This is a genomic window from Nostoc sp. FACHB-888 (genome assembly GCF_014696655.1).
Classification (GTDB): domain Bacteria; phylum Cyanobacteriota; class Cyanobacteriia; order Cyanobacteriales; family Nostocaceae; genus Nostoc.
Window position 1 is genome coordinate 29,902 of sequence record NZ_JACJQM010000026.1, and the last position, 22,709, is coordinate 52,610.

Below are 22,709 nucleotides of genomic sequence, written 5' to 3' on the forward strand. Positions count from 1 at the left end.
TGATGCTATCCTTGTATTGGCTGAATGCCGGATGCAATTAATCTCTCTATCGACTTGCTATCTAGGGGTTGGGAGAAAAAATATCCCTGTGCATATTTACATTTCATTGCTCTAAGTTGTGCCAGTTGCTCTACTGTTTCTATGCCTTCTGCTATTACATCTATATTTAGACTTTGTGCTAGGGTGATGATCGCTTGGACAATTTCCAAGTTTTCCCCATTAACACCAATCTTAGTAACAAAAGAACGATCAATTTTCAAGGCATTACTTGGAAAGCGGTGCAGGTAACTCAAGGATGAATAGCCTATACCAAAATCATCTAAATGTAATTGAATATTCATCTTTTGCAGTTGCAATAGCATAAAAGTTACTGATTCAATATTTTCCATCAGTACACTTTCGGTAATCTCCAGCTTTAAATTACTGCCTTCTAGACCAGTCTCTTGGATAATTTGGTTAATTTGTTCAATTAGCTTAGGTTGTGAAAATTGTTTAGTGGAAAGATTTACACTGATTGTCAAGGGTGGGTCAGTAGGAAATTGTATTTGCCAAGCACGCATCTGACGACAAGCCTCGCCTAGTACCCAATAACCAATAGGGATAATCAACCCAGTTTCTTCTGCTAGTGGAATAAAGTTGTCTGGAGTAACTAATCCCAGTTGTGGGTGCTGCCAGCGAACGAGAGCCTCGAAGCCAATAATTTTGTAAGTTTCTAACAAAACAATTGGCTGGTAGTAAACCTGAAACTCCTGGCGTTCAACTGCCCGCCGTAGATCCATCTCTAACTCTAATAGCTTTGTTTGTTGGCTGTACATGGTTGAGTCAAATATCTCATGGCGTGCCTTACCCGATGCTTTAGCACGATACATTGCTATGTCAGCATCGCGCAGGAGTTCCTCTGGTAGGCTGTAACTACCCGTGCTTACGGTGATGCCAATACTAACGGTAGTAAATACCTCATATCCACTGAGTTGGAATGCAGATGTTAGAGCTTCGTGTATTCGCTCCACTACGTTTGTTACGTCATTGATGTTGTTGAGATCATCAAGCAAAATTGTAAACTCATCTCCCCCTAGACGGGCAACTGTATCTCCAGCACGCAGACAGTTCTCTAGTCTGCGTGCAAGGGCAGTTAACAGTTGATCACCAATCATGTGGCCAAGACTGTCGTTGATAACCTTGAAGCGATCTAGGTCTAGAAACAGAACAGCAAATGTATAGTCTGGACGTCGTTTTGCCAGCATAAGCGCACGTTCTAGCCGTTCCATAAATAAAGCGCGATTTGGCAGACCGGTTAGTACATCATGAAAGGCGTCATAAATTAATTGCGCCTCTGCAAGTTTTAGAGCAGTAATATTGCGAGAAATACTTAAAACAAAATATACTGAACCATCGCTAGCTAATTCAGGCACAAGACGGGTATGGTAATATCTTGTTTTGGAAGCGATCGCTAAACTGCATTCAAACTCGGTTTCTTGCTTAGTTTCAAAAACTTGCCCAAGCTTGCGATCGCATATCCAGCAAAATTCTTCTGGCAAATTTAACTCTGCATTTGTTTTGCCGATAAATATTTCGGCTGATATCCCTGTAATCTTTTCAATAGCTGGATTAACGTAAACGTAGCGTAATTGAGTGTCAAATCTGGAAATAATATCAGGCGCATTTTCAACTAGTGCTTTGAATTCTTGTTGACGACGCGCTAGTGCCTCCAATATCAGCTTACGCTCAGTGATATCCTGAAAGACACAAACTGCACCTGTGATGTTACCGTTATCATCTTTAATCGCTGCAATACTATCATCAATTGGTATTTCTACACCATTTTTAGTAATAAGTATTGTTTCTTCTGGTAGACCAACAGTAACACCCGATTTAAGGACTTGTGCTATCGGACTTTCAATTATTGTACGACTTTTTTCATGAGCAATATTGAATACTTCTGTTGTTTCTTTACCAAATGCATCTGAATAATTCCAACCCGTCAGTTCCTCTGCAATCGGATTCATAAAAGTCACAGATCCAGATGCGTCGCTAGTAATTACAGCATCTCCAATACTTTTTAGTACAGTCGTAAGCCATCGTTCATTCTGCTTTAATTTTTTTTCCGTCCGATGTTTAGAAAGAGTAATTTCAATAGCGAACTTTAATTCTTTTTCCTTGAAAGGCTTGAGAATATAGCCAAACGGCTCTGTTCCCTTTGCTCGTTCTAATGTTGATTCATCTGCATTAGCAGTCAGATATATTACTGGAATATTAAAAAAACTATGAATTATCTGAGCAGCCTCCACACCGTCCATCTTTCCTTTGAGGTGAATATCCATTAAAACTAAGTCTAGAGAATTATCTGCTGCTTTCTTAATTGCTTCTTCTCCAGAGTCGGCCATCCCCAGAACAGTGTATCCAAATTTTCGTAGCCGATTTTGTATATCCATTGCTACGATGATTTCATCTTCAACAACTAATATATTTACTGGGTTCATGAGTTTTTGAATTTATAACTTTAAGAAATTTTAGTCGGAAATATAATTTTATACTTCACTCCGTTATTGATAGTAAAATCGATATTGCCTTGTAACTGATGTGTTAAACCTTTTACTAATCGCAGACCTAATGATTCTGTAGCTTGAAAGTCAAAATCTTGGGCAAAACCGACTCCATTATCACCGATAGTAAGTGTAAATGAATTTGCTTCTATGGAGAAAAAATCAATACAAATTTCTCCCGGTTGTTTTTCAGGAAATGCATATTTTAGGGAATTTGAAATAAGTTCATTGATAATTAAGCCGCAAGGAATCGCTGCATCAATGGCTAGAAAAACCTCCTCAACGTTCATTTTCAAGGTAATAGCGCTGGAATTAACGTTGTATGAATAAAATAAATTAGTTACTAAATCTTGGATATAGTCAGCAAAATTTATTCTTGCCAGGTCTTGAGATTGATATAGTTTCTCGTGGATTAAAGCCATTGATTCAATCCGGTTCTGGCTATCTTTGAATACCTCAATGGCTTGATTGTCCTTGAGATACTCTGCTTGCAGGTTGAGTAGACTAGAAATAATCTGCAAATTATTTTTTACCCGATGATGGATTTCTTTCAATAGCACTTCTTTTTCTTGAAGCGACGCTTTAATCTGCTCCTCTGCTTGTCTACGTTCCAGTCTCATCTGCGCTTCACGCAACTCGCGGGCAACAGCAGGAATAAGTCGCGCTAGATTGCCTTTAATGATGTAGTCATGGGCACCAGCTTTCATCGCGGCTACTGCAGTATCTTCACCAATAGTGCCTGAGACAATAATAAATGGCAGGTCAAGTTCGCTTTCCTTGACCTGCTTCAATGCAGCAGGGGCGCTAAAAGTGGGCATGGAATAATCGCAGATGACAATATCCCATGTTTGTCCTGCGATCGCAGCTTTCATGGCTGTGGGTGTATCAATCCGTTCAGAGGTTACTTCATAGCCACCACGTTGCAGTTCACGCAGCACCAAAAAAGCGTCATCTTCTGAATCTTCTACAAGTAATACGCGCAGAGGTGTACCCATACCCATCTAAAACTATACTCTCGGCGGTGATTCATTTAAAACAAACCAGTACAACCCTAGTTGTCGCACTGATTCACTAAATTGGGAAAAATCCACTGGTTTGCGAACATAGCTGTTGGCACCCAAGCTGTAACCTTTGATTAAGTCTTGCTCCTCCTTAGACGAGGTCAGAATGACTACTGGAAGGATTTTTGTTCTGTCGTCGGCCCGCAGGTGTCGCAAAACTTCCAGACCATCCATTTTAGGCAACTTCAAATCTAAGAGGATGAGATGGGGCATAACGCTCATGTCGCGATCGGCGTACGCACCTTTACCGAAGAGATAATCTAGGGCTTCTACCCCATCGCGTGCCACCACCACGTCGTTCATAATATTGTTTTTCTTGAGTGCGCGTAAGGTTAGCGCTTCATCGTCGGGATTGTCTTCTACAAGTAAAATCATGTTGTATAGCGTTTCCTATAGTTAGAGGGTGAAGTAAAATGTTGCGCCTTGCTCTACTGCACTTTCGGCCCAGACACGGCCACCATGACGGTGAATAATTCGCTGTACAGTAGCTAGCCCAATGCCAGTGCCTTCAAACTCAGTCATAGCATGCAGGCGCTGGAAAGCACCGAAGAGTTTCTCAACATAGGCCATATCAAAGCCTGTGCCATCATCACGGACAAAATACACATGGGTGTCATCTTGCTGCAAAAGCCCAAATTCTATGCGTGCTTTTTGATGTTTTCCTGTAAACTTCCACGCATTACCCAGCAGGTTTTCTAGCACGATCCGTAACAGATGAGTATCACCATTGGTAACTAATCCCGGTGTAATAGCAAACTCTACTTGGCGTTCTGGTTGTATTTTGTGCAACTCTGTAGCGATCGTCTCTACCAGTGCGCTCAGATCAACCTCTTCGTAACGCATCTCACTGCGCGTTAGTCGTGATAGATTAAGTAAATCGTCGATTAGTTGTGCCATTCGCTGGGTAGCTGCACGGACTCTCTGGAGGTAGTTTTGACCTAGCGCGTCTAGCTTGTCACTATAATCTTCTAGTAGCGCTTGGCTAAAGCCGTCGATGCTCCGTAAGGGGGCCCGTAGATCGTGAGACACAGAATAACTAAATGCTTCCATCTCTTTGTTAGTAGCTTCGAGTTGTGCTGTGCGTTCTGCGACTCGCCCCTCAAGCTGGACGTTCAGGCGCAGAATCTCTGACTCCGCCTTTTTGCGCTCATTAATTTCAGCTTGTAATTCTTCGTTAGTGTTTCTAAGTTCGGCAGTCCGTTTGTTAACCTCTATTTCTAACTCATCACGAGCCTTTTGCAAATAATTTTCCATCCGCTTACGTTTGACGAGTTCCTGATTGGTGATTATGGCTGCTAAACCGACGATCGCAGAAGCTAGAATGCTGCCAAAAATAGTCAGTAAAGTTGTTTGATGAGCGCTGGCGTTCGCCTCTATTGACCGCTTTTTCAACAACTCATTCTCTTCCTTCTCCATAGCTGTAGTGAGCATTCGGATATCTTCCATGCTCTGCTGACCCTGATCTGTCTGAATTATTTGCAGCGCGGACTCTAAATCTTTACTCCTGGCTTTAATCGCTTGTTCCATCAAAACCAGTTTTTTGGCAATCAAGGGTTCAAGGTTATTGAGCCGCCGCTGTTGATTGGGGTTATCCGCAGTCAATTGGCGCAGAGCCTTGAGTTTTTGATCAATCTCGCCAGTTGCGCTGCGATAGGGTTCCAGATACTTTTCTTTTCCCGTGAGAAGATAGCCCCGTTGTCCAGTCTCTGCATCTTTGACTTGTGACATTACTTCTTTAGTCTTTTCAAGCACCTCGCGTGTATGTGTGACCCATTGAGCGTTTTGTCTATACTGAAGCAAACTAAGATACGAGACTGCGCCAACACCAGCCATAATTACGACTGCTATTACAAAACTGCCCGTATTCTTTTTGTAAATAGCCCATTCCATTTTTTACCTTCCTAATTGAAAAAGTAGCCGCTGACTAAAGTGGTAAAAACGGTGAGCCAGCCCTGTAGACGGTTAACAGCGTTAGCGTCTTTGTTCACCGCCCCGTATGCAAGCAAAAGGGTAACTAGCAGCCCCAGTCCAAGCGGCTATATCTTCGTTCCACCAAACAATACCCATGAAAAACTTTTGGTATTCTTAAATAAGAAGTATGAAAATGATTTTGTTTAATGTCAAAACCCATATAGAGACGCGAGATATCGCGTCTCTATATTTGTATTCATACTTGAAATCAGTAATACCAAAAGTTTTTCACCGTACTACTTGTCATAGCCTTGGGAACTGATACCAAGTTTCTTAACTTCAAGAGCAAATTAGCTCTAATAAAGGATATCTATAATTAGTTAATTATTGTGAGCGTATATTTTCTGACTCATAAAAAGGCAAATAATAAATTTTGTTCAATTATTCAGTATATTTCCCCACCCATCTTCAAGAGATTTTCGCTTGCATGAATTATGTCAATGTGATATATAACCTCAGCAATTGCACTATAAAACTTTTATTTATTAGCTTGATATTAAATTGATACATTAAATACGTAGATTAAATGGAGACATACTAAATACGTAGACTAGATAGAGACATAAAATTACTTTTGCGCCCATTCCGGCCATTTAGTTTCCATAGTTTTTCCCTATTTAATGTAGAGACGTTAAAACAATTCGCAATTCGCAATGGGCTTCTCTGCGAGACGCTAAAAGCGAACGCCCCGCTACGCTAACGCAATTACGTTTTGTGTTAGCGCAGCGTAAAGCCTTCTCTTCGAGAGGCTGCGCCAACGGCATGGCTTCGCTTAGAGCGAGTCTGCGAGCGAGCGTCCGGGGATTTAGCTTAGGCATCAAAGCGCGCTGCTTGATAGAAGCAGGGGACTTAAACCCCCACCACTTGTTAAATGTAACGTTTCTACATACAGCAGATTGCAATTAAAGGAGGTACAAAAAAAATGCAGGACTCACGGATCTAGATATAAAGAGTTTCTATCTCCTGCCTCCTGCCTTCTGCCTCCAAACCCGTAGCTTTGTACTTCATGCAAAAAAACTGCTGTAATTCTAAAGATGGCTATTAAGCATCATCTAAAGCCGCAATTCCAGGCAATACCTTGCCTTCAAGCAACTCCAAGCTAGCGCCGCCGCCGGTAGAGATGTGGCTCATTTGGTCGGCTAAACCAACTTTTTCCACAGCCGCTACTGAGTCGCCGCCGCCAATGATGGTGGTTGTGCCAGTTTTACCAATTTCGGCAAGGGTATGAGCGATCGCTTCGGTACCTACCGCAAATTTATCAAACTCAAACACACCCATTGGCCCGTTCCAAATTACCGTTTTGGTATCTGCAAGAGCTTCTTGGAAAACTTTCACTGAGTCTGGCCCAATATCTAAACCCATCCAACCATCTGGGATATTCTCAATGCTAACGGTTTGAGAATTGGCATCAGGGGCAAAGTTATCTGCCACTACCACATCTGTGGGAAGCAATAAAGCAACGCCTCGTTCTTTAGCCTTAGCTTCTAAAGACTTCGCTAGTTCTAGCTTGTCTTCTTCTACCAACGATTTACCGACATTCAAACCACGAGCTTTGTAGAAGGTGAAAATCATTCCACCACCGATGATTAGCTTGTCGCATTTCTCTAGCAGTGTTTCAATTACACCAATTTTGCTGGAAACCTTGGAACCGCCAATAATCGCCGCCAAAGGACGTTGGGGATTTTCAATGGCATTTTGCAGATATTGCAATTCCTTCTCGACTAAATATCCAGCCACAGAAGGACTGAGGAATTTTGTCACGCCTTCAGTAGAAGCGTGGGCGCGGTGTGCAGTACCAAAAGCATCATTTACATAAAAATCAGCATTAGCTGCCAATTTTTTCGCAAATTCTGGGTCGTTTTTCTCTTCTTCTTTGTAAAAACGGACATTTTCTAGCAACAGCACTTGGCCATTTTGCAACGCACCAACTTTAGCTGCAACTTCATCGCCAATAGAGTCATCAGTTTTAATGACTTCTTGCCCCAGTAACTCAGATAGACGCTTGGCAACGGGAGTTAGGCGTAACTTATCATCCACACCCTTGGGACGACCAAAATGGCTGGTGAGAATGACCTTAGCTCCCTTCTGCGTCAAATCTTTAATGGTTGGTAAAGCGGCGCGAATGCGAGTATCGTCGGTAATATTGCCTTGATCATCCACAGGCACATTAAAGTCAACCCGCACTAAAGCACGTTTCCCAGAGATATCAGCCGAAGATAAACTTGCTAAACTTTTTTTGGACACACCAAACTCTCCTGATTGCCTTTTTGTTATTGTTTTGAAAGTAGAACCATCAAGATTTTACCGGAGTCAGGGGTACCCAAGTGACAGAGATATTTAAGACAGTACTATTTCCTATTGATCAAAGCCGGGAAACGCGGGAAGCTGCTGATGTAGTTACCAACGTAGTCAAAAAGTACAGCAGTCGCTTGGTGCTGCTGTCTGTAGTGGAAGAAGCGCCAAAAGACGCGCCTAGTACAGATGATCCGATGGTGTCACCAGAGGTAGTTGCCAAGCTGCTAGAAAATGCTCAATCTTTATTTTCTGGACAAGGAATTCAATCCGAAATCCTGGAAAGGCAAGGTAAACCAGCTTTTACTATCTGCGATGTCGCTGATGAAATCGGCGCCGATTTAATCATCATGGGATGTCGGGGACTAGGCTTGACTGAAGAGGGGGCAGATGATAGTGTTACCACTCGCGTGATTAATCTTTCCCCTTGCCCAGTGCTGATTGTGCCCTAGCAGTGACCGCAAGGCGGAAGTCAAAAATCAAAAGGAGCCAGTGCGTTGGGCGGCTCTGCCGACTTAAAGCAACTGGCGTTCAAAAGTCAAAAGTATTATGGAATAAGCTTTTTAGGGATTTTAAATGCTTCCTCTATTTCCGCCGTGGCGTACTAGTAACCCAAGGCGGAAGTCAAAAGTCAAAAGTATTATAAATTTTCCTTACGAAATTAAGATGTGTTTGCTGTGTATTAGCCCCTCTGGGCGATGCGCTGCTGGAAGATCACGACCATAAGTAGAAAGCCACCGCGAAGCACTAGCTGCCACCACGGAGTAATAGTCCCTTCGAGATTCAGAAGGTTGTACATCATTCCTAAGAGAAGGACACCGACCAGCGTCGGAAACACGCTCCCCTGCCCCCCTGCAAGAAACGTTCCTCCCATGACGGTCGCGGCGATCGCATCTGTCTCCCAGCCAAAGGCAGCTACAGGCTGACCTGCCCCTAAACGACCTGCGAGAACAACACCGGCAAGCCCTGAAAGCAGACCGCTGAGGGTGTAGACCGCAAGCTTGACTCGGTTTGGGTTCACGCCCATGAGCCGGGAAGCCTCCTCGTTGTCACCAACAGCGAATATATGCAACCCTAATCGGCTCCTGTGCAGCATAAACCAAGCTGCAAAATATAAGAGCGCAACCATAATCACGGGGATAGGGACAGAAGCAATGAACCCCCTACCAAGCCAAACAAGTCCCGATGCTGCCGATGATATGGCAATTGACTTTTCCTCGGTGATACTTAACGCCAGCCCGCGTGCAGCGCTGGCAGTAAATAATGTAACAACGAACGGCTGGAGACGCGCACGCGACACAAGAAGACCATTTACCAGACCGAGCAACGTGGTGCTAGCAATGCCGCCAACGATTGCCACGAAACTTCCTTGCCCGGCGAGCATTGCTGCGACTACACCGCCTAGAGCGACGAGAGAACCCACGGAGAGATCGATTCCTCCACTCACGATTACGACAGTCATGCCCAGTGCGACGATCGCGAGCATACTGTTCTGTCGCATGATGTTCATGAGATTAAGAGGTGTCAGGAAGGTTTCATAACGAAAAGATGCGAAAACAGCCAAACTAAGGAGTATGAGCAGCAAGCCCTGCGAGGTGAGGAGCTTGGCGAAACGCTTGCTGGCAAGCGCAAGTGACCTTGTAGCAGCCATGACGCGTTAAACCTCCTTAGGACGCTGTAAAAAAATGGCGAAAAGAATGATTACGGATTTTAAAACTAATGACCAGGTGAAGGGAATCAGGAGCATATTGAAACTCGTGGAGATCACCTGCATCAGCAAGGCTCCTACAACAGTTCCGAGGACATTGGCACGGCCACCGGAGAACGGCGTGCCGCCAACAACAACAGCTGCGATCGCATCGAATTCGGCGTTGACACCAACCTTACTAGGATCGCCCATACCGAGCCTCGCTGTCTCGACCAGTCCGGCTAGCCCCGCAAGCAGGGCACTAATTATATAGACGATGTATTTCACCCGTTCCGCACGGATGCCTGCAAGGCGTGCCGCCTCTTCGTTGCCGCCAACTGCAACAATATGACGCCCAAAAAGCGTAGAGCGGATACAGAAGAAGGCCCCTGCAATGACGACTGCGGCAATTACAACCTGAATTGGTATAAAACCGAGATAACCCTTTCCGAGCGCTTCAAAGGTGGGATGTACAAAGGGAACAAGCTTACCGTCTCCGACTACCTGAGCGACCCCACGCCATAAGATCAGAGCCGCCAAGGTAGTGATGAGGGCGTCAAGTTTCAAGCGTGAGATCAGAAAGCCATTGAGAAGACCAACCAACAGAGCAACACACAAGGCAAACGAGATGGCAACAGTTATCCCATACTTAATAAACAATGCCACAATGACTGAAACCAATGCCATAGTAGAGCCGACCGTGAGATCGATTCCACGCGAGGCAATCACAAATGTCATCCCAACGGCAATAAACATTGTCGTGGATACTTGGAGCAACATATTCAGGGTGTTGCTAACTGTAGCGAAACGTGGGGTGAAGACGGCGTTCGCAACATAGAGAATTAAAAGCGCCGCAGATGCACCGAAGTTTGGGTTCCACAGGTTTCCCCAACCCCGATCAGACTTCTTGCTATCCATTTTTGTCTTATTCTGTTTCACACTATCTATCGACGGCTTCCTGACGATCTGCACCTTCCGCCATTACGTGCAGAATTGTCTTGATGTTCTTCTGTTCGCCACTGAGTTGGGCGATTGACTGCCCGTCACGGAGAACGACCACACGTTGCGAACCTTCAACTAGCTCCTCCACTTCCGACGAAATCATCAGAACCCCCAGCCCTTGCTTTGCTAGTTCGGCGATCAGCCGTTGGATCTCGCTCTTTGCACCAACGTCTATACCACGAGTTGGCTCGTCAAGGAGAAGAAGTTTTGTATTCTTGCACAGCCATCGTGCCAGAAGAACCTTCTGCTGATTGCCGCCCGATAGTTCGTGGATCTTCTGTTCGGTACTGGTCGCCTTAATTCCAAGGCGCTGCATGAAACGATCAACTAGTTCGTTCTGTCGTTTCCGGGAAACGATGCCCCATTGTGTAAGGTTCGGTAGTGCAGCGAGTGTGAGGTTTTCTCGCACCGAAAGCTCAGGGATAATGCCGTCCGCTTTCCGATCCTCTGAAAGGAAAGCTATCCCAGCGTCAATGGCATCATGAGGATCACGCAGGGACAAAAGACTACCTTCAAATTTTACGGTTCCATCTTCAAGCGGTTCAGCCCCGAACAGAGCACGCAGCGTTTCACTTCGACCAGAGCCGAGCAAACCCGCAAGCCCGACGATTTCGCCATGTCGGATTTCAATCGATACACCATCAAGCCGTTTCTTATATTTGAGAGCTTCCGCTTGCAGCAACACTGGCCGACCTACCGCATTTTGCGATCGCCCTGCAAACGCCGTGACTCCTTTGCTCACCTCTTCTGGTTCGCGGCCGAGCATATGACAGACGAGTTCCAGGCGATTGAGCATGGTCAGCGATCGCGTTACAATGTTGCGCCCATCACGTAGAACCGTCACGCGATCGCACACGGTATAGAGTTCTTCAAAACGGTGGCTGACGTAAACGATGGCTGTGCCTTCCGACTTTAGCCGCCGCATGACATCAAAAAGAACGGAAACCTCTGTTTCAGTAAGCGAACTCGTGGGTTCATCGAGAATAAGCACCCGCGCACCAAAAGATATGGCACGCGCGATCGCTACCATTTGCCGATGGGCAATATTTAGCGAACCAACTACCAAGCGCGGGTCGATATGCAACCCCAGGCGCTCCAATATCTCGGACGCCTCGGTATTCATCCGCCGTCTGTCAATAATCCCAAAGCGCTGCGGCTCTCTGCCAAGAAAAATATTCTCAGCAACAGTTCGGAAACCCACGAGTTGGATCTCCTGGTAGACGGCTACGATGCCAACCGCCTGCGCTTCGTTTGGGTTTTGGAATGCGACAGGAGTCTCGTTATAATCTATAACACCGGAGTCCCGCCGATATGCTCCCGTCATAATCTTAATGAGTGTCGATTTGCCAGCACCGTTCTCTCCAACCAGTGCATGGATTTCCCCTGCCTTTAGATCAAAATCGACCCCCTGGAGCGCCGAAACGCCAGAAAAACTTTTCTTTATGCCCCTCATACACAAGACACTTCGGGTTGCCTGAGTCATCGGCTTTACCTCAATACGGTTCAGTTAAGCATTTTTTCCATCTCTCTATGTTCTCTGCGCCTCTGCGATCGCCTGCGGCTACGTTAAAAAAATTGACTTTGACAAGGAGTTTTAACCTTAACTCAACCGTATTAGGATTTACCTAATTTTTGTCCTGATAGCCCATAGTGGAAATCCTTTATTTTGCACCATAGTCATCCTCTTTATTCATCGTCGAGGTTCAGCATATTTCCTAGCTATCTTTTTTTATTTATAAGACAGAGACTACTTAGTATAGATCGGAAAAAATAAGCGACTTCCGTGGGGACTCAGACCCATGTTCCCCCCTTCATTACACGGCAGGGGGCATTTCCCCCCGCTCCCTGCCCCCTGCCTCTTTGTTGACTTCCGCCTTGCGATACTAGTATGCTTCATCCACAAAATCTTTGGCGTTTGTCACATCGAAGAGTCTGTCCTCAAGAATTATTCTAGGAGGAATCTTTTTGCCGGCAAAATACTTCTCCATCGTAGCGAAAACAAGTGGGCCAAAACGCGGGTTTGACTCTACACTCACACCAAGTTCGCCGCGAATAATCGCCTCAAGGGCGGCTTTTTGACCGTCGATTGAAACGACGATCACATCCTTACCAGGCTTTATGCTTGCTGACTTGAGAGCCTGGATGGCACCCAATGCCATTTCATCATTGTGAGCATACACTGCGGTAATATCAGAACCCTTAGCCTGAATGATGTTTTCCATTACACGCACAGCCGCAGCCCGCGAAAAATCTGCCGTCTGTGTGGCGATGATCTTCATATTAGGATAACTGGCGATCGCACCACGAAATCCCTTTGCCCGATCAATTGCGACCGATGATCCGGCTGTTCCGGTGAGTTCCACGATAAACGCTTTGCCATCAGTAGCTTGAGCCAGCCATTTGCCAACGCGGCGACCTTGGACGATAAAATCCGATCCAAGAAAGCTGACGAAATGCTCACCTGGTTTTCCCGCAGCTTCACGGTCGATGAGAAATACCGGTATTTTTGCCGCTCTCGCTGCTTCAAGAGCAGGTGTAAGACCCTCATATTCGCGTGGCGCAAGAAATATGGCATCGACTTGTCTTGCAATCAAATCTTCGATATCAGAAAATTGCTTCGATGTCTGCCCTTGGGCATCGGTCATCAAGAAATCGTAAGTTTCCTTACGTTTGGCGGCCTCTTCTTTGATGCTATTCGTTTCGGCGATGCGCCACGGGCCGATGTTTTCCGTCTGCGAAAATCCGACAATTTTTTTCGTTTTCTCGCGTACACAGCCAGACAGCGAGAAAGCCGCAACAGTAATCACAGCGTAGGCGCTAAATACCAGAAATCTTGAAATATAGACTTGGACACCTGAGTATCTAAAACAGGTTTCATTCTTCATCTAAAACTGACGGTTAACGGTTAACTGTTAACTGTTAACTGTTAACAGTCAACAGTCTTTCGTGTTATCCCATCCCCTAAAAGGAGATGGGATCAGCTTAATAGGCTGTCAATAATTGCCGGATTAACCTGGCTACAGCCTTTTGTGTGAAGCGGTTAGCAATTTGTTGACCCAAACGTTGCACATCTGAATTTACCAATAACTGGGCAATTTGCGGCGCAAGTTGCACTGGGTCAAAGCCTCGTGTTTCTCTAAGAATACCTAATATACGTTTGATATGCTCTAAGGTTTGTTGTTGCTCAACTGTCGCCGCTGGAGTTTCATTAACTGCTGTCAACCCAACGCGTTCCCGCAGCAAATAGGTGAAGTTATGCAAAACATTTTTACCTAAAGCATCGAGTCCGTTAACAGATTCATCTACTAGCTTGTCACGAATAAAAGCACCGCGTTCAGATGCCAGAAATTCTATCCCCTGATTCAGCACTAAATTAAAGTCGTAGTCTTGACTATTACGCGCATTTTTTAACAAGTTTTCTAAGCGGTTCCAACGAAATCTGCCATCTTTAAAGAGCAAATCTTGCAATGATGCTCTTAATTGCGGCGCTGGATCGGTTAACAGGCGTTTAGAAACGTAGGGATAAGCTTCGCTGAGAACTTTAAAGTTAGGATCTATATATATTGCAATACCTTCCAGCGTCACCAAGGAGCGGATAATTAAAGCGTAGTAGGGTGGTACACGGAAAGGATACTCATACATCAAAGCCGATAGTTCATCGGTGATACTTTTAATGTTAAGTTCGGCAACACTGGCTCCTTGGGCATCAGCAAAGACTCTGGCAAAAGCTGGAATAATTGGTGTTAAATCGGTTTCTGGTGATAAGAAATCTAACTTAACGTAGTCTTTTGCTAATCCTTCAAAGTCGCGGTTAACGACGTGGACGATCGCTTCAATCAAACCATAACGCTGTGGTGGCTTAATCTCGCTCATCATCCCAAAGTCGAGATAAGCTAACTTACCATCGGTTGTTGCTAACAAATTACCAGGGTGGGGATCTGCGTGGAAAAATCCATGTTCTAGCAGCTGGCGCAGGGAACACTGCACACCCACTTCAATTAGATAACGAGCATCTATACCTTGGGCGCTAATTTCTTCTGTCTGGGTTAATTTAGTACCGTTAATCCACTCCATCGTCAAGACGCGACGATTGGTATATTCCCAGTAAATTTTCGGTACATATACGTCTTTCATGTGACCGTATAACTGGAAAAATCGCTCGGCATTTTCACCCTCGTGGATGTAATCCATCTCTTCAAAAATGCGATCACCTAATTCATCCAGAATCCCAACTAAGTCACTTCTTACCCGTTTAACCTTTTTCTGTACCCAAGCAGCGAGATTACGCAAGATATATAAGTCAATGGTAATCCCCTCTCTTAAGTCGGGGCGTTGGACTTTAACGGCGACTTCTTCACCAGTTTTTAGCTTACCTTTATAAACTTGCCCCAAAGAAGCCGCAGCAATTGGCTGGGCTGAAAGTTCCGCGTAAACCTCTTCTGGAGGCGCACCTAGTTCTTCTTTGATAAACTGGTAAGCAAGTTCGTTCGGAAAAGGCGGTAATTGGTCTTGTAGCTTAGTTAATTCTTCTAGGTATACGGGAGGAACTAGATCCGGTCTGGTAGATAAAGCTTGCCCAATTTTGATGTAAGCAGGCCCCAGTTGGGTCAGCAATACTCGTAGCTGGGTGGCTCGGCGGCGGTCATTTTTGACGACAATTCCCCGTTTACTATCCGACCACAACCCAAAAGCAAAGGATAGAGCTGGCCCCAACACGGCGAAAATCCGCCGTAAAACTTGCATTTTTCTGTTTTGGTAATGCGCCGCTATGCCTACGGGATCGTAAAGAATCTCAGGTTGAGCTGTTGTTCTCAACTGTTGGGCTGCTAAGAGTCTTGGCGAGCGCACAACTAAGCTTGGTGTACCATTTTCTGGCACTACATCAATAACGTCCAGTTCGCCTCGGCTATTTGTGCCGTTGCGACTGTCCTCCTGAATCGGTCGGGAACTAGGGGGAAGTGTCTTAACAATCATGAAGAAGGCCACCAGTCAGAACGATCACATTAAGGATTGTAACAATATGTTGAAGAATTGGACATAGGCCATTAGTCATTGAGCATTAGAATTAAAATAATTCTTTTTCAGTACCCAATCGCCAGTACCCAGTGGTTTGCTACACTTAAATGGGCATACTAGTTCAATAGTAGTAGGTATTGCTAGTTGCTAAAAGATGAGACTTATTATCCTGTAAGTTGGAAGTATTTGGCATCTGCCCTCATGGAGAATTTGGCTTGATGTTGCTTTGCCTGCGAATTGAAAACTTTGCCCTAATTGACCAACTGGAATTAGAATTCGGCGCGGGACTAAATGTGTTGACAGGTGAAACTGGCGCTGGAAAATCGATTATCTTGGATGCCATTGATGCGGTTTTGGGCGGTAAAGTCTCTAGTCGAGTCATTCGCACAGGGACAAGTAGGGCATTGGTAGAAGCTACTTTCACCTCAAACGCCCCTCTAGCAGCTTGGTTGACCGAACAAGAAATAGATTTGCTTGATGAAAATTCCGTAGTCATTAGCCGAGAAATTACAGCCACTGCTACTAATATCCGTAGTCGATCGCGGGTGAATGGCGTGTTGGTAAATCGGCAGATTATGGGAGGAATGCGCGATCGCTTGGTGGAAATCACAGCCCAAGGCCAAACGGTACAAGTGGGACAATCTGCCCAAGTCCGCGACTGGTTAGATTTATATGGGGGTGACTCTCTGATGCAGCAGCGTCATCGGGTCGCTACGAGCTTCAGTAGTTACCAACAGGCGCATTTAGCACTAGAAAAACGCCGGACATCGGAACGGGAACGGTTGCAACAACTCGATTTGCTCACTTATCAAGTGCAAGAATTGGGAGCAGCAAATCTGGGCGAACCTGATGAATTGGAACAATTGGGACAAGAACGGGAACGCCTAAATCATGTCGTTGATTTGCAACAGATGAGTTACAAGGTTTATCAGGCTTTGTATCAAAACGATAATGAAACTCCCGCCGCAGGTGATTTATTGGGAGACAGTGAGGCGATATTAAATGACATGGTGGAATATGATACGCAATTGCAACCCCTATTGGAATTGGTGAGGGACGCGCAAGCTGCGGTAATGGAAGTGGGAAGGCAGATTAATGCCTATGGGGATGGATTGGAAGCTGATCCGCATCGGTTGGAAGAGGTGGAAGAACGGATTCAGGAATTAAAGCAAATTTGCCGCAAATATGGGCCGACACTTACAGAAGCGATCGCTTATTACCAACGTATTCAAGGGGAATTAGCCCAACTTAACGACAGCGAACAATCTATCGAAAACCTAGAACAGCAAGAAAAGGCGTGTTTTGAAAAACTCACCCAAGCAACTAATCAGTTAACTCAACTACGGAGTAAAGCGGCTGCTAATTTAGAATCACGTTTGATAGCTGAACTCAAGCCCCTAGCGATGGAAAAGGTGAAGTTTCAGGTTGAGATAGTGCCTGCTTTCCCAACTGCTATGGGAGCAGATAAAATTACCTTTATGTTTAGTCCCAACCCTGGAGAACCACTGCAACCTTTAATGGAAATTGCCTCTGGCGGGGAAATGAGCCGCTTTTTATTGGCGCTGAAAGCTTGTTTTTCTCAGGTTGATGCAGCTGGGACAATGGTATTTGATGAAATTGATGTCGGGGTTTCGGGAAGGGTAGCTCAAGCGATCGCGGAAAAATTACACCAGCTAAGTCAACGTAACCAAGTATTGTGTGTTACTCACCAGCCTTTAGTTGCGGCAATGGCTGATCGGCATTTCCGCGTCGATAAGCAAACTGTCAATCAAGGTAAAGGGAAAAAAGCCAACAATGGTAACACTGAGCAGCGTACTGTTGTGCGAGTTACTACATTAGATAATTTAAATACTCGCCGGGAAGAACTAGCACAGTTAGCTGGTGGTAAATCTGCAAGTGATGCGATCGCTTTTGCAGAATCTCTGTTATTACAAGCTGCTGACCACCGTCGCGGGGAGCAAACTTAACCAGTTTAGGTAACTCTATAAGCTTTGATCAAAAGCATCCGAGGAAAGCGATCGCATCGTGTATTTCAAAAATTTATTTCTCAATAGTGTTAGCTCTGTACTCACCACTGATTTAACAAGTGATGGGGATTTAGACCCCGACTAACATACGCGCTACGTGGTCTAGTATTGGCATTACTGAAAACATCAAATTCCATGACTTTTACCAATTACCCAATTACGCCGGAAAAACCGGGCTAAAGCTGATTCTTCTAAAGATAAATAAATTGGTCGTCCGTGGGGACAGGTGCGAGGGTTGCGAGTACGTTGCCAATTATCTAAAAGTGTCTGCATTTCTTGTTGGTTCATAGGTGTACCATTACGAATGGCACTGCGACAGGCAACAGCTACTTGGGCTGTTTGTAAGTCGCCTCCCCAACTAAGTTCTAAAATTGCTTCTGCACAGTTGTCTCGTTGTTGCAAAGGTGCGGGTATGTTTCGCACTGCCCAAAGTTGTTCGCCAAAGGGGTCTATTTCTAAACCGATGCGTTGCAATTGCGATACTTGCGCTGGCGATAATTGATAAAGAATAATTGGTGGTTCGACGGGAACAAGTTGCCAATCATCACACAATTGCTCATACAAAACTCGCTCATGGGCAATGTGCTGTTCTACTAACCACATTCCCCCAGAGTGTTCCGCCACAATATAAGTGTTACTAACTTGAGCAACAGCTTTCAAGGTGTTAGGAGTTTTGTGATTTTCGTTGGGATTTTGAGGATTGAAATTGTAGCCGCCTTTTGCTTCTGCAACTTTGAGTAATTTACTAACTCGTGTTGTGTGGACAGCTTCATTGAGATTGTTAGAAGAGATGCTGAGTGCTTGGTTAATTGCTTGGGTAATTTGCTCTTGCCAATAAATGATTTCGTTGAGGTAAATTTCTGTTTTTGCTGGATTGCGATTCCAATTAATTTGCTCAGGGGAAATCGCAAGATGTAACAAACAAATTGGATAGCGATCGCGTGGTAATGTTTTATGAAATGCTGATAATATTGTTTGCTCTAGTTCTGGTGTCTTAACCATCCTGCCGTTGATGGCTACACGCACCCAATCTGGACGATGACGATGACAGCGATCAGGTAATCCTACCACTAAATTGAGTGCTGAGTGGGGAGTGGGGAGTGGGGAGTTATGCGGGTTGGGTATTTCGAGTTTCACTTCTTGCAAATCACCTTGTCGCACCTGGGGTAAAATCTGCGGTAGCAGCTGCCCAGTTGTCTTAGCAGGAGAGATGGTGAACCATTGACGGTCATTTTGGCAAACTTGCCAGGTGACTTGGGGATGACATAAAGCAATTTGTTGAATTGTGGCTTGCACGGCTTTCATTTGCTGTGCGATTGTGGGCAATCCTTGACGACGAGATGAGCAATTACCGAAAAGATGAGAAACTGTCACCACTGTACCAGGTGCGATCGCAGTTACTTCAACTTGCACAACTTCCCCGCCATTGCCATAGCTAATCCGCCATCCTAATTTTCCATCCACAGGACGACTCAAAATTTCCAAATCTGCCAGAGTCGTTAAGCTGTGTAACGCCTCACCACGAAACCCCAAACTGTTAATTTTCCATAAATCGGCACTAGAGCGAATTTTACTAGTGCTGTGGGCTGTGGCTGCTTGCTGCAAATCATCTAGGTTCATTCCACAACCATTATCTGCCACACGAATTCGCCATTGCTGCGGCCATAAAGAAACCACAATGCGCGTTGCACCTGCGTCTAAGGAATTTTCTACCAATTCCCGCACCACAGAAGCAAAACAGTCGATTACCTCACCAGCTGTAATGAGATATACGACTTCTGTTGGTAGAGCTTGAATAGTAGATGCCATAAATTCTAGTTTATAGCTTCCGGGTGCAAGAGAAGTGGGGAGGAGTGAGGAAGTTGAGCGAGATGAGGAGACAAATTTACAAGAAATTTTTCTCGCTGACGTGGTAGCATCTATGGCGAACTACGAATTACAAATTGCTATTCTATGCTTACTTGCTAGAAATTTCAAATTTTCAGAAAGGCAAGTTTGTTTACATCCACTTGTCTAATACAGCAAATTGTTCATCCTCAATTTATAGTTCAACAGGTTAAAAATATTCTCAGCAATTGACTAAATATTCTCTTATATGCTGATTCATTAAGATGGTATTTTGTCAAGATAATTTAGATGCGCTTACCCTGCTTCCAGACACCGCAGAGAACTCCAGAACCAAGAACTAACGCAACACTATTGAGTGTATGTGTAATTGGGATTTATTTTATGTTACCTAGATGTTACCCTTAAGCTACTGGGTGAATTATGATATTCACAAATAATCTTAACAAAATATTATTCGTGGGATAGGTTTAGCAAAAATCAGAATCAGCGAAAAGAGAACCACAGATAAACACCGACAAATTAAGCTGATGCGCGTCTAAACTATATAAACACTCTTGATGGTCGTTAACTGTTGAGTGTTAACCGTCATCAGTCATTAGTCATCAGGTAAATGTACAAATTAAATGCGTAACACCTTATCTGTGTGCATCTGTGGTTTAATCTTTAAAACATTGACTTTTGTAAGGTATCTACTGTGCATTACAGCTTTCTCTACAGCATCATCAAAACTAACTGATTGCAACATTAGTTAACATTAAATCATCTTACTTTCTGCTTACCTCTAGGTGATGGTTAATTATTATCCTTTGTTGCCAAAACTTTAGGCGGTTCAGGTTTCAGTAAACCGTTCAAAAGGGATGCGGGACGTTGACTGTAAGGCCAAGCAAAAGCATGACGGAAAGCTGCATCCTGACAAGCTTGTAGTTGTGCAAAACTGATAATGTTGTAAGTCAAGAGATTCTCATACTCAAATGGCAGACGCACATTGTGCAACCCAGCATTATCGGTACAAATAGCGATATCTACCCCAGCTTCAAAACAACGGTCAAAAACTAATTTGAGTTGACGGATATCTTGCAGAGTACCAGTTTTCAGGTAAGTTGTGGGGCAAACCTCTAAACACTGTCCGCGTCTTGCGACATCCTTAAGTAACTCTGGATATAGTAGGGGAATTTGAATCCCGTGACCGATTCGCATGAGATAGGGTAAGAGTTCGGGGTAACAGCCAGCAGTCGTTTCATATAGATGTCCGGTGGTTTTAACGCCCTGCGATCGCGCATAATCATATAAGCTAATCCATTCTTCTAAGCGATCGGCATAATAGCTATCACCCCCCGCTACATCTACTGCACAGACATACTGCTTATTTTGCGCCGCCAAATCAACAATCGCCTTGTTCACCTCATAAGGTAGGCGCGTGTGCATACAGAGAATTTGGTTAGTAACAATCGGATATTCTGGCTGGTGGCTGGCAAGCCCTACGACTTGTACAATTTCTGCCATCTTGTCAATTCTTTCTGATTGACTCAGATGCTCAGGTGTCCGCAAATAGGGAGTGTAGCGCAGCTCCAGATAAGCCAAATTTTCAAAAATGTAAGCGCCCCGCACCAAGCGATAGATAAAGTAAGGCAAAGTCTCCACAGTTTGCACACTTTCTACCAGAGTGTGTAATTCTAGATACTCATCCAGGGTGTTGCGTGGACGGGTGTAAAAATCTTCGAATTGTGAATAGTCATCAAAGCGGGAAATCAACTCCGAAGAATGTCGCTCGAAATATCGCCATAGAACTCTTGGTACGACCGAGCCGCCCAAGTGCCTATGTAATTCAGCATATAAAGCCATAGTGGTATTTTTATGTAAAAATTTCATCGATTGTAACAAAAACATAGAAGGAAAAAATTTGGACTCGAAAAAATTTAGCTCTAAATTCTCTGGAGCGGAAGTTTCCCACCATCTGGATTTTTCAGATGAGGCTTCCGGCCTAGAGGCTGCGCGAAGGTCAGGATTTTATCCTTATTTTCTGAAAATCCAGCATTTATATAGTGTTTTGAGCATAAATAAACTTGACATTATCAAGATTAAATTGATAAGATTAAAAAATTTAATTTTTGTGTTATACTTAAAGAAACATTGCTATTGTTAAAAAAAGTGAAATATAACAATATATTTTTCCTTTAACGAAGCAAATTCCTGGCAAGGTTGGTATTAATTGAAAATTCAAGCGTTGGAAGTCAAGGCTGGCGATCGCATTATTGCTTACTGCAACAACAAAATGCAAACCTGCAAGGTAAAACGCATTTTAGATCCCGGTCAAGCTAATATCACACTATCAGTATTCACCTCTGAGAATTATCGCGGTTGCTCAGTTTCATCTATAGTCCGCTTTCAGAGCAACGCCTTAGTTGATTTAGTAAGTTAAAAATCAAGTAAACATTCAATCTCAAAAATATTTATAGCTATTGTCCAGCCTCAGCTGGATATAGTTATTTTAAAGGTGCGATGCCTGGGTTGGGCTACGCCTACGCACAGACAAATTTGTTAATTGTGGCTGGATAATTTTGCAGAAAAACGCCCTCAGACTATAGCAGTGCAGGCGGAAGTTTTTGAGCAAACTGATACCAATATTGTTGAGGGTGTTGGCTTCCCCTGCCCTATGCCCCACTGCACGGAATATGGTTAAAGCTTGGTTGTAATGTTTGAGCGCTTCTTGTTTTTCTCCTAAATCAGAGTAGACAGCGCCAATGCTAAGTCGGGGATCTGATTGAGAAATATTCGCTCTATAAAATTTATCTTTATGTCAACCCTAATTGAGATGATCTTACCCTGGCAAAGCGATGACTACGGCGAGCTTTTCTACGAAACGCTCCGCGTAGCTTGCTTCCACGGAGTGGTACGCTAAGGCATTACTAAGATCATCATCCAATTAATTGCTTTTGTTAGTTCTTTTTCACATCACGAGCCATATTGAGGAAATAGTCATCAATTTTGGCATTAGAACGACGGCGGGTAGTGGCGGAAATTTTAGGAGTGTTATCCTGATTCGTTTCAATTTGCTCTTTTGCAGAAGCTTGTTTTATACCTTGCTGCTGATCAGATTCCAAGAAATAACCAGAGCTATTGAATCCAAACAGGTTGCCAAAAAAACCAAAGAAATTTCCGAAAAAATTGGAACCATTTTGGAATAAAACACCAAAGAAGCCTTGAATCCGAATGAACAAGTTCCGAACAGTTTGAGTTAGACGAAACATAACAGCACCCTCTA

The 22,709-nt window shown here is 44.3% G+C and carries 17 protein-coding genes; 3 read left to right on the top strand and 14 right to left on the bottom strand.

Annotation, left to right across the window (positions count from 1 at the left end):
- Positions 1–5: 5 nt before the first annotated feature.
- The 5 genes from H6G26_RS17675 to H6G26_RS17695 all read right to left on the bottom strand — a co-directional run bounded on the left by H6G26_RS17675 (position 6) and on the right by H6G26_RS17695 (position 7,819).
- Positions 6–2,480 (bottom strand): EAL domain-containing protein, encoded by a 2,475-nt coding sequence (locus H6G26_RS17675; RefSeq protein WP_190730493.1) that lies wholly within the window; start codon positions 2,478–2,480, stop codon positions 6–8.
- 20 nt (positions 2,481–2,500) lie between these two features.
- Entirely contained in the window at positions 2,501–3,538 is a 1,038-nt protein-coding gene (locus H6G26_RS17680) for a histidine kinase dimerization/phosphoacceptor domain -containing protein (protein WP_199326952.1), read from the bottom strand.
- 12 nt (positions 3,539–3,550) lie between these two features.
- Positions 3,551–3,979 (bottom strand): response regulator, encoded by a 429-nt coding sequence (locus H6G26_RS17685; protein WP_190730494.1) that lies wholly within the window; start codon positions 3,977–3,979, stop codon positions 3,551–3,553.
- A 21-nt stretch (positions 3,980–4,000) separates the two neighbouring features.
- Positions 4,001–5,494 (bottom strand): CHASE3 domain-containing protein, encoded by a 1,494-nt coding sequence (locus tag H6G26_RS17690; RefSeq protein WP_242053778.1) that lies wholly within the window; start codon positions 5,492–5,494, stop codon positions 4,001–4,003.
- A gap of 1,122 nt (positions 5,495–6,616) precedes the next feature.
- Positions 6,617–7,819: a phosphoglycerate kinase gene (locus H6G26_RS17695; RefSeq protein ID WP_190730495.1), complete on the bottom strand. Its 1,203-nt coding sequence runs from the start codon at positions 7,817–7,819 to the stop codon at positions 6,617–6,619.
- A gap of 89 nt (positions 7,820–7,908) precedes the next feature.
- On the opposite strand from H6G26_RS17695, the gene H6G26_RS17700 reads away from it, so the two are divergent.
- Complete coding sequence (locus H6G26_RS17700; protein WP_190730548.1) at positions 7,909–8,319, top strand: universal stress protein; 411 nt, start codon at positions 7,909–7,911, stop codon at positions 8,317–8,319.
- Between the two features lie 230 nt (positions 8,320–8,549).
- Here the strand turns inward: H6G26_RS17700 and H6G26_RS17705 are convergent, their stop codons facing one another.
- The 5 genes from H6G26_RS17705 to H6G26_RS17725 all read right to left on the bottom strand — a co-directional run bounded on the left by H6G26_RS17705 (position 8,550) and on the right by H6G26_RS17725 (position 15,530).
- The gene (locus tag H6G26_RS17705) at positions 8,550–9,518 is read right to left on the bottom strand and encodes an ABC transporter permease (protein WP_190730496.1); all 969 of its coding nucleotides are present in this window, start codon (positions 9,516–9,518) and stop codon (positions 8,550–8,552) included.
- Positions 9,519–9,524: 6 nt separating this feature from the next.
- Positions 9,525–10,472 carry an ABC transporter permease gene (locus H6G26_RS17710; protein WP_190730497.1) on the bottom strand — a complete coding sequence of 316 codons (948 nt, stop codon included), beginning with the start codon at positions 10,470–10,472 and terminating at the stop codon, positions 9,525–9,527.
- Between the two features lie 22 nt (positions 10,473–10,494).
- Complete coding sequence (locus H6G26_RS17715) at positions 10,495–12,039, bottom strand: sugar ABC transporter ATP-binding protein (RefSeq protein ID WP_190730498.1); 1,545 nt, start codon at positions 12,037–12,039, stop codon at positions 10,495–10,497.
- 400 nt (positions 12,040–12,439) lie between these two features.
- On the bottom strand, positions 12,440–13,441 hold the full coding sequence (locus H6G26_RS17720; protein WP_190730499.1) for an ABC transporter substrate-binding protein: 1,002 nt from the start codon (positions 13,439–13,441) through the stop codon (positions 12,440–12,442).
- A gap of 97 nt (positions 13,442–13,538) precedes the next feature.
- Complete coding sequence (locus tag H6G26_RS17725) at positions 13,539–15,530, bottom strand: AarF/ABC1/UbiB kinase family protein (protein WP_190730500.1); 1,992 nt, start codon at positions 15,528–15,530, stop codon at positions 13,539–13,541.
- A gap of 260 nt (positions 15,531–15,790) precedes the next feature.
- On the opposite strand from H6G26_RS17725, the gene recN reads away from it, so the two are divergent.
- Positions 15,791–17,539: a DNA repair protein RecN gene (gene recN / locus H6G26_RS17730; protein WP_190730549.1), complete on the top strand. Its 1,749-nt coding sequence runs from the start codon at positions 15,791–15,793 to the stop codon at positions 17,537–17,539.
- A 186-nt stretch (positions 17,540–17,725) separates the two neighbouring features.
- Here recN and mutL read toward each other — a convergent pair whose 3' ends face one another.
- Both mutL and H6G26_RS17740 read right to left on the bottom strand, forming a co-directional pair.
- A complete protein-coding gene (gene mutL, locus H6G26_RS17735; protein WP_190730501.1) occupies positions 17,726–19,408 on the bottom strand; it encodes a DNA mismatch repair endonuclease MutL in 1,683 nt (560 codons plus the stop codon).
- A gap of 831 nt (positions 19,409–20,239) precedes the next feature.
- Positions 20,240–21,289 (bottom strand): adenosine deaminase, encoded by a 1,050-nt coding sequence (locus H6G26_RS17740; RefSeq protein WP_190730502.1) that lies wholly within the window; start codon positions 21,287–21,289, stop codon positions 20,240–20,242.
- Between the two features lie 367 nt (positions 21,290–21,656).
- On the opposite strand from H6G26_RS17740, the gene H6G26_RS17745 reads away from it, so the two are divergent.
- A complete protein-coding gene (locus tag H6G26_RS17745; protein WP_094352741.1) occupies positions 21,657–21,866 on the top strand; it encodes a hypothetical protein in 210 nt (69 codons plus the stop codon).
- Between the two features lie 69 nt (positions 21,867–21,935).
- Here the strand turns inward: H6G26_RS17745 and H6G26_RS17750 are convergent, their stop codons facing one another.
- Both H6G26_RS17750 and H6G26_RS17755 read right to left on the bottom strand, forming a co-directional pair.
- Entirely contained in the window at positions 21,936–22,217 is a 282-nt protein-coding gene (locus tag H6G26_RS17750; RefSeq protein ID WP_190730550.1) for a tetratricopeptide repeat protein, read from the bottom strand.
- A gap of 166 nt (positions 22,218–22,383) precedes the next feature.
- Positions 22,384–22,695 (bottom strand): threonine dehydratase, encoded by a 312-nt coding sequence (locus tag H6G26_RS17755; protein WP_190730503.1) that lies wholly within the window; start codon positions 22,693–22,695, stop codon positions 22,384–22,386.
- Positions 22,696–22,709: the final 14 nt, after the last annotated feature.

What these genes read in the sequence shown, in the direction of transcription:
- H6G26_RS17675 (WP_190730493.1), bottom strand. Translation starts at nt 2,480, where the DNA reads ATGAACCCAGTAAATATATTAGTTGTTGAAGATGAAATCATCGTAGCA.
- H6G26_RS17680 (WP_199326952.1), bottom strand. Translation starts at nt 3,538, where the DNA reads ATGGGTACACCTCTGCGCGTATTACTTGTAGAAGATTCAGAAGATGAC.
- H6G26_RS17685 (WP_190730494.1), bottom strand. Translation starts at nt 3,979, where the DNA reads ATGATTTTACTTGTAGAAGACAATCCCGACGATGAAGCGCTAACCTTA.
- H6G26_RS17690 (WP_242053778.1), bottom strand. Translation starts at nt 5,494, where the DNA reads ATGGAATGGGCTATTTACAAAAAGAATACGGGCAGTTTTGTAATAGCA.
- H6G26_RS17705 (WP_190730496.1), bottom strand. Translation starts at nt 9,518, where the DNA reads ATGGCTGCTACAAGGTCACTTGCGCTTGCCAGCAAGCGTTTCGCCAAG.
- H6G26_RS17710 (WP_190730497.1), bottom strand. Translation starts at nt 10,472, where the DNA reads ATGGATAGCAAGAAGTCTGATCGGGGTTGGGGAAACCTGTGGAACCCA.
- H6G26_RS17715 (WP_190730498.1), bottom strand. Translation starts at nt 12,039, where the DNA reads ATGACTCAGGCAACCCGAAGTGTCTTGTGTATGAGGGGCATAAAGAAA.
- H6G26_RS17720 (WP_190730499.1), bottom strand. Translation starts at nt 13,441, where the DNA reads ATGAAGAATGAAACCTGTTTTAGATACTCAGGTGTCCAAGTCTATATT.
- H6G26_RS17725 (WP_190730500.1), bottom strand. Translation starts at nt 15,530, where the DNA reads ATGATTGTTAAGACACTTCCCCCTAGTTCCCGACCGATTCAGGAGGAC.
- recN (WP_190730549.1), top strand. Translation starts at nt 15,791, where the DNA reads ATGTTGCTTTGCCTGCGAATTGAAAACTTTGCCCTAATTGACCAACTG.
- mutL (WP_190730501.1), bottom strand. Translation starts at nt 19,408, where the DNA reads ATGGCATCTACTATTCAAGCTCTACCAACAGAAGTCGTATATCTCATT.
- H6G26_RS17740 (WP_190730502.1), bottom strand. Translation starts at nt 21,289, where the DNA reads ATGGCTTTATATGCTGAATTACATAGGCACTTGGGCGGCTCGGTCGTA.
- H6G26_RS17755 (WP_190730503.1), bottom strand. Translation starts at nt 22,695, where the DNA reads ATGTTTCGTCTAACTCAAACTGTTCGGAACTTGTTCATTCGGATTCAA.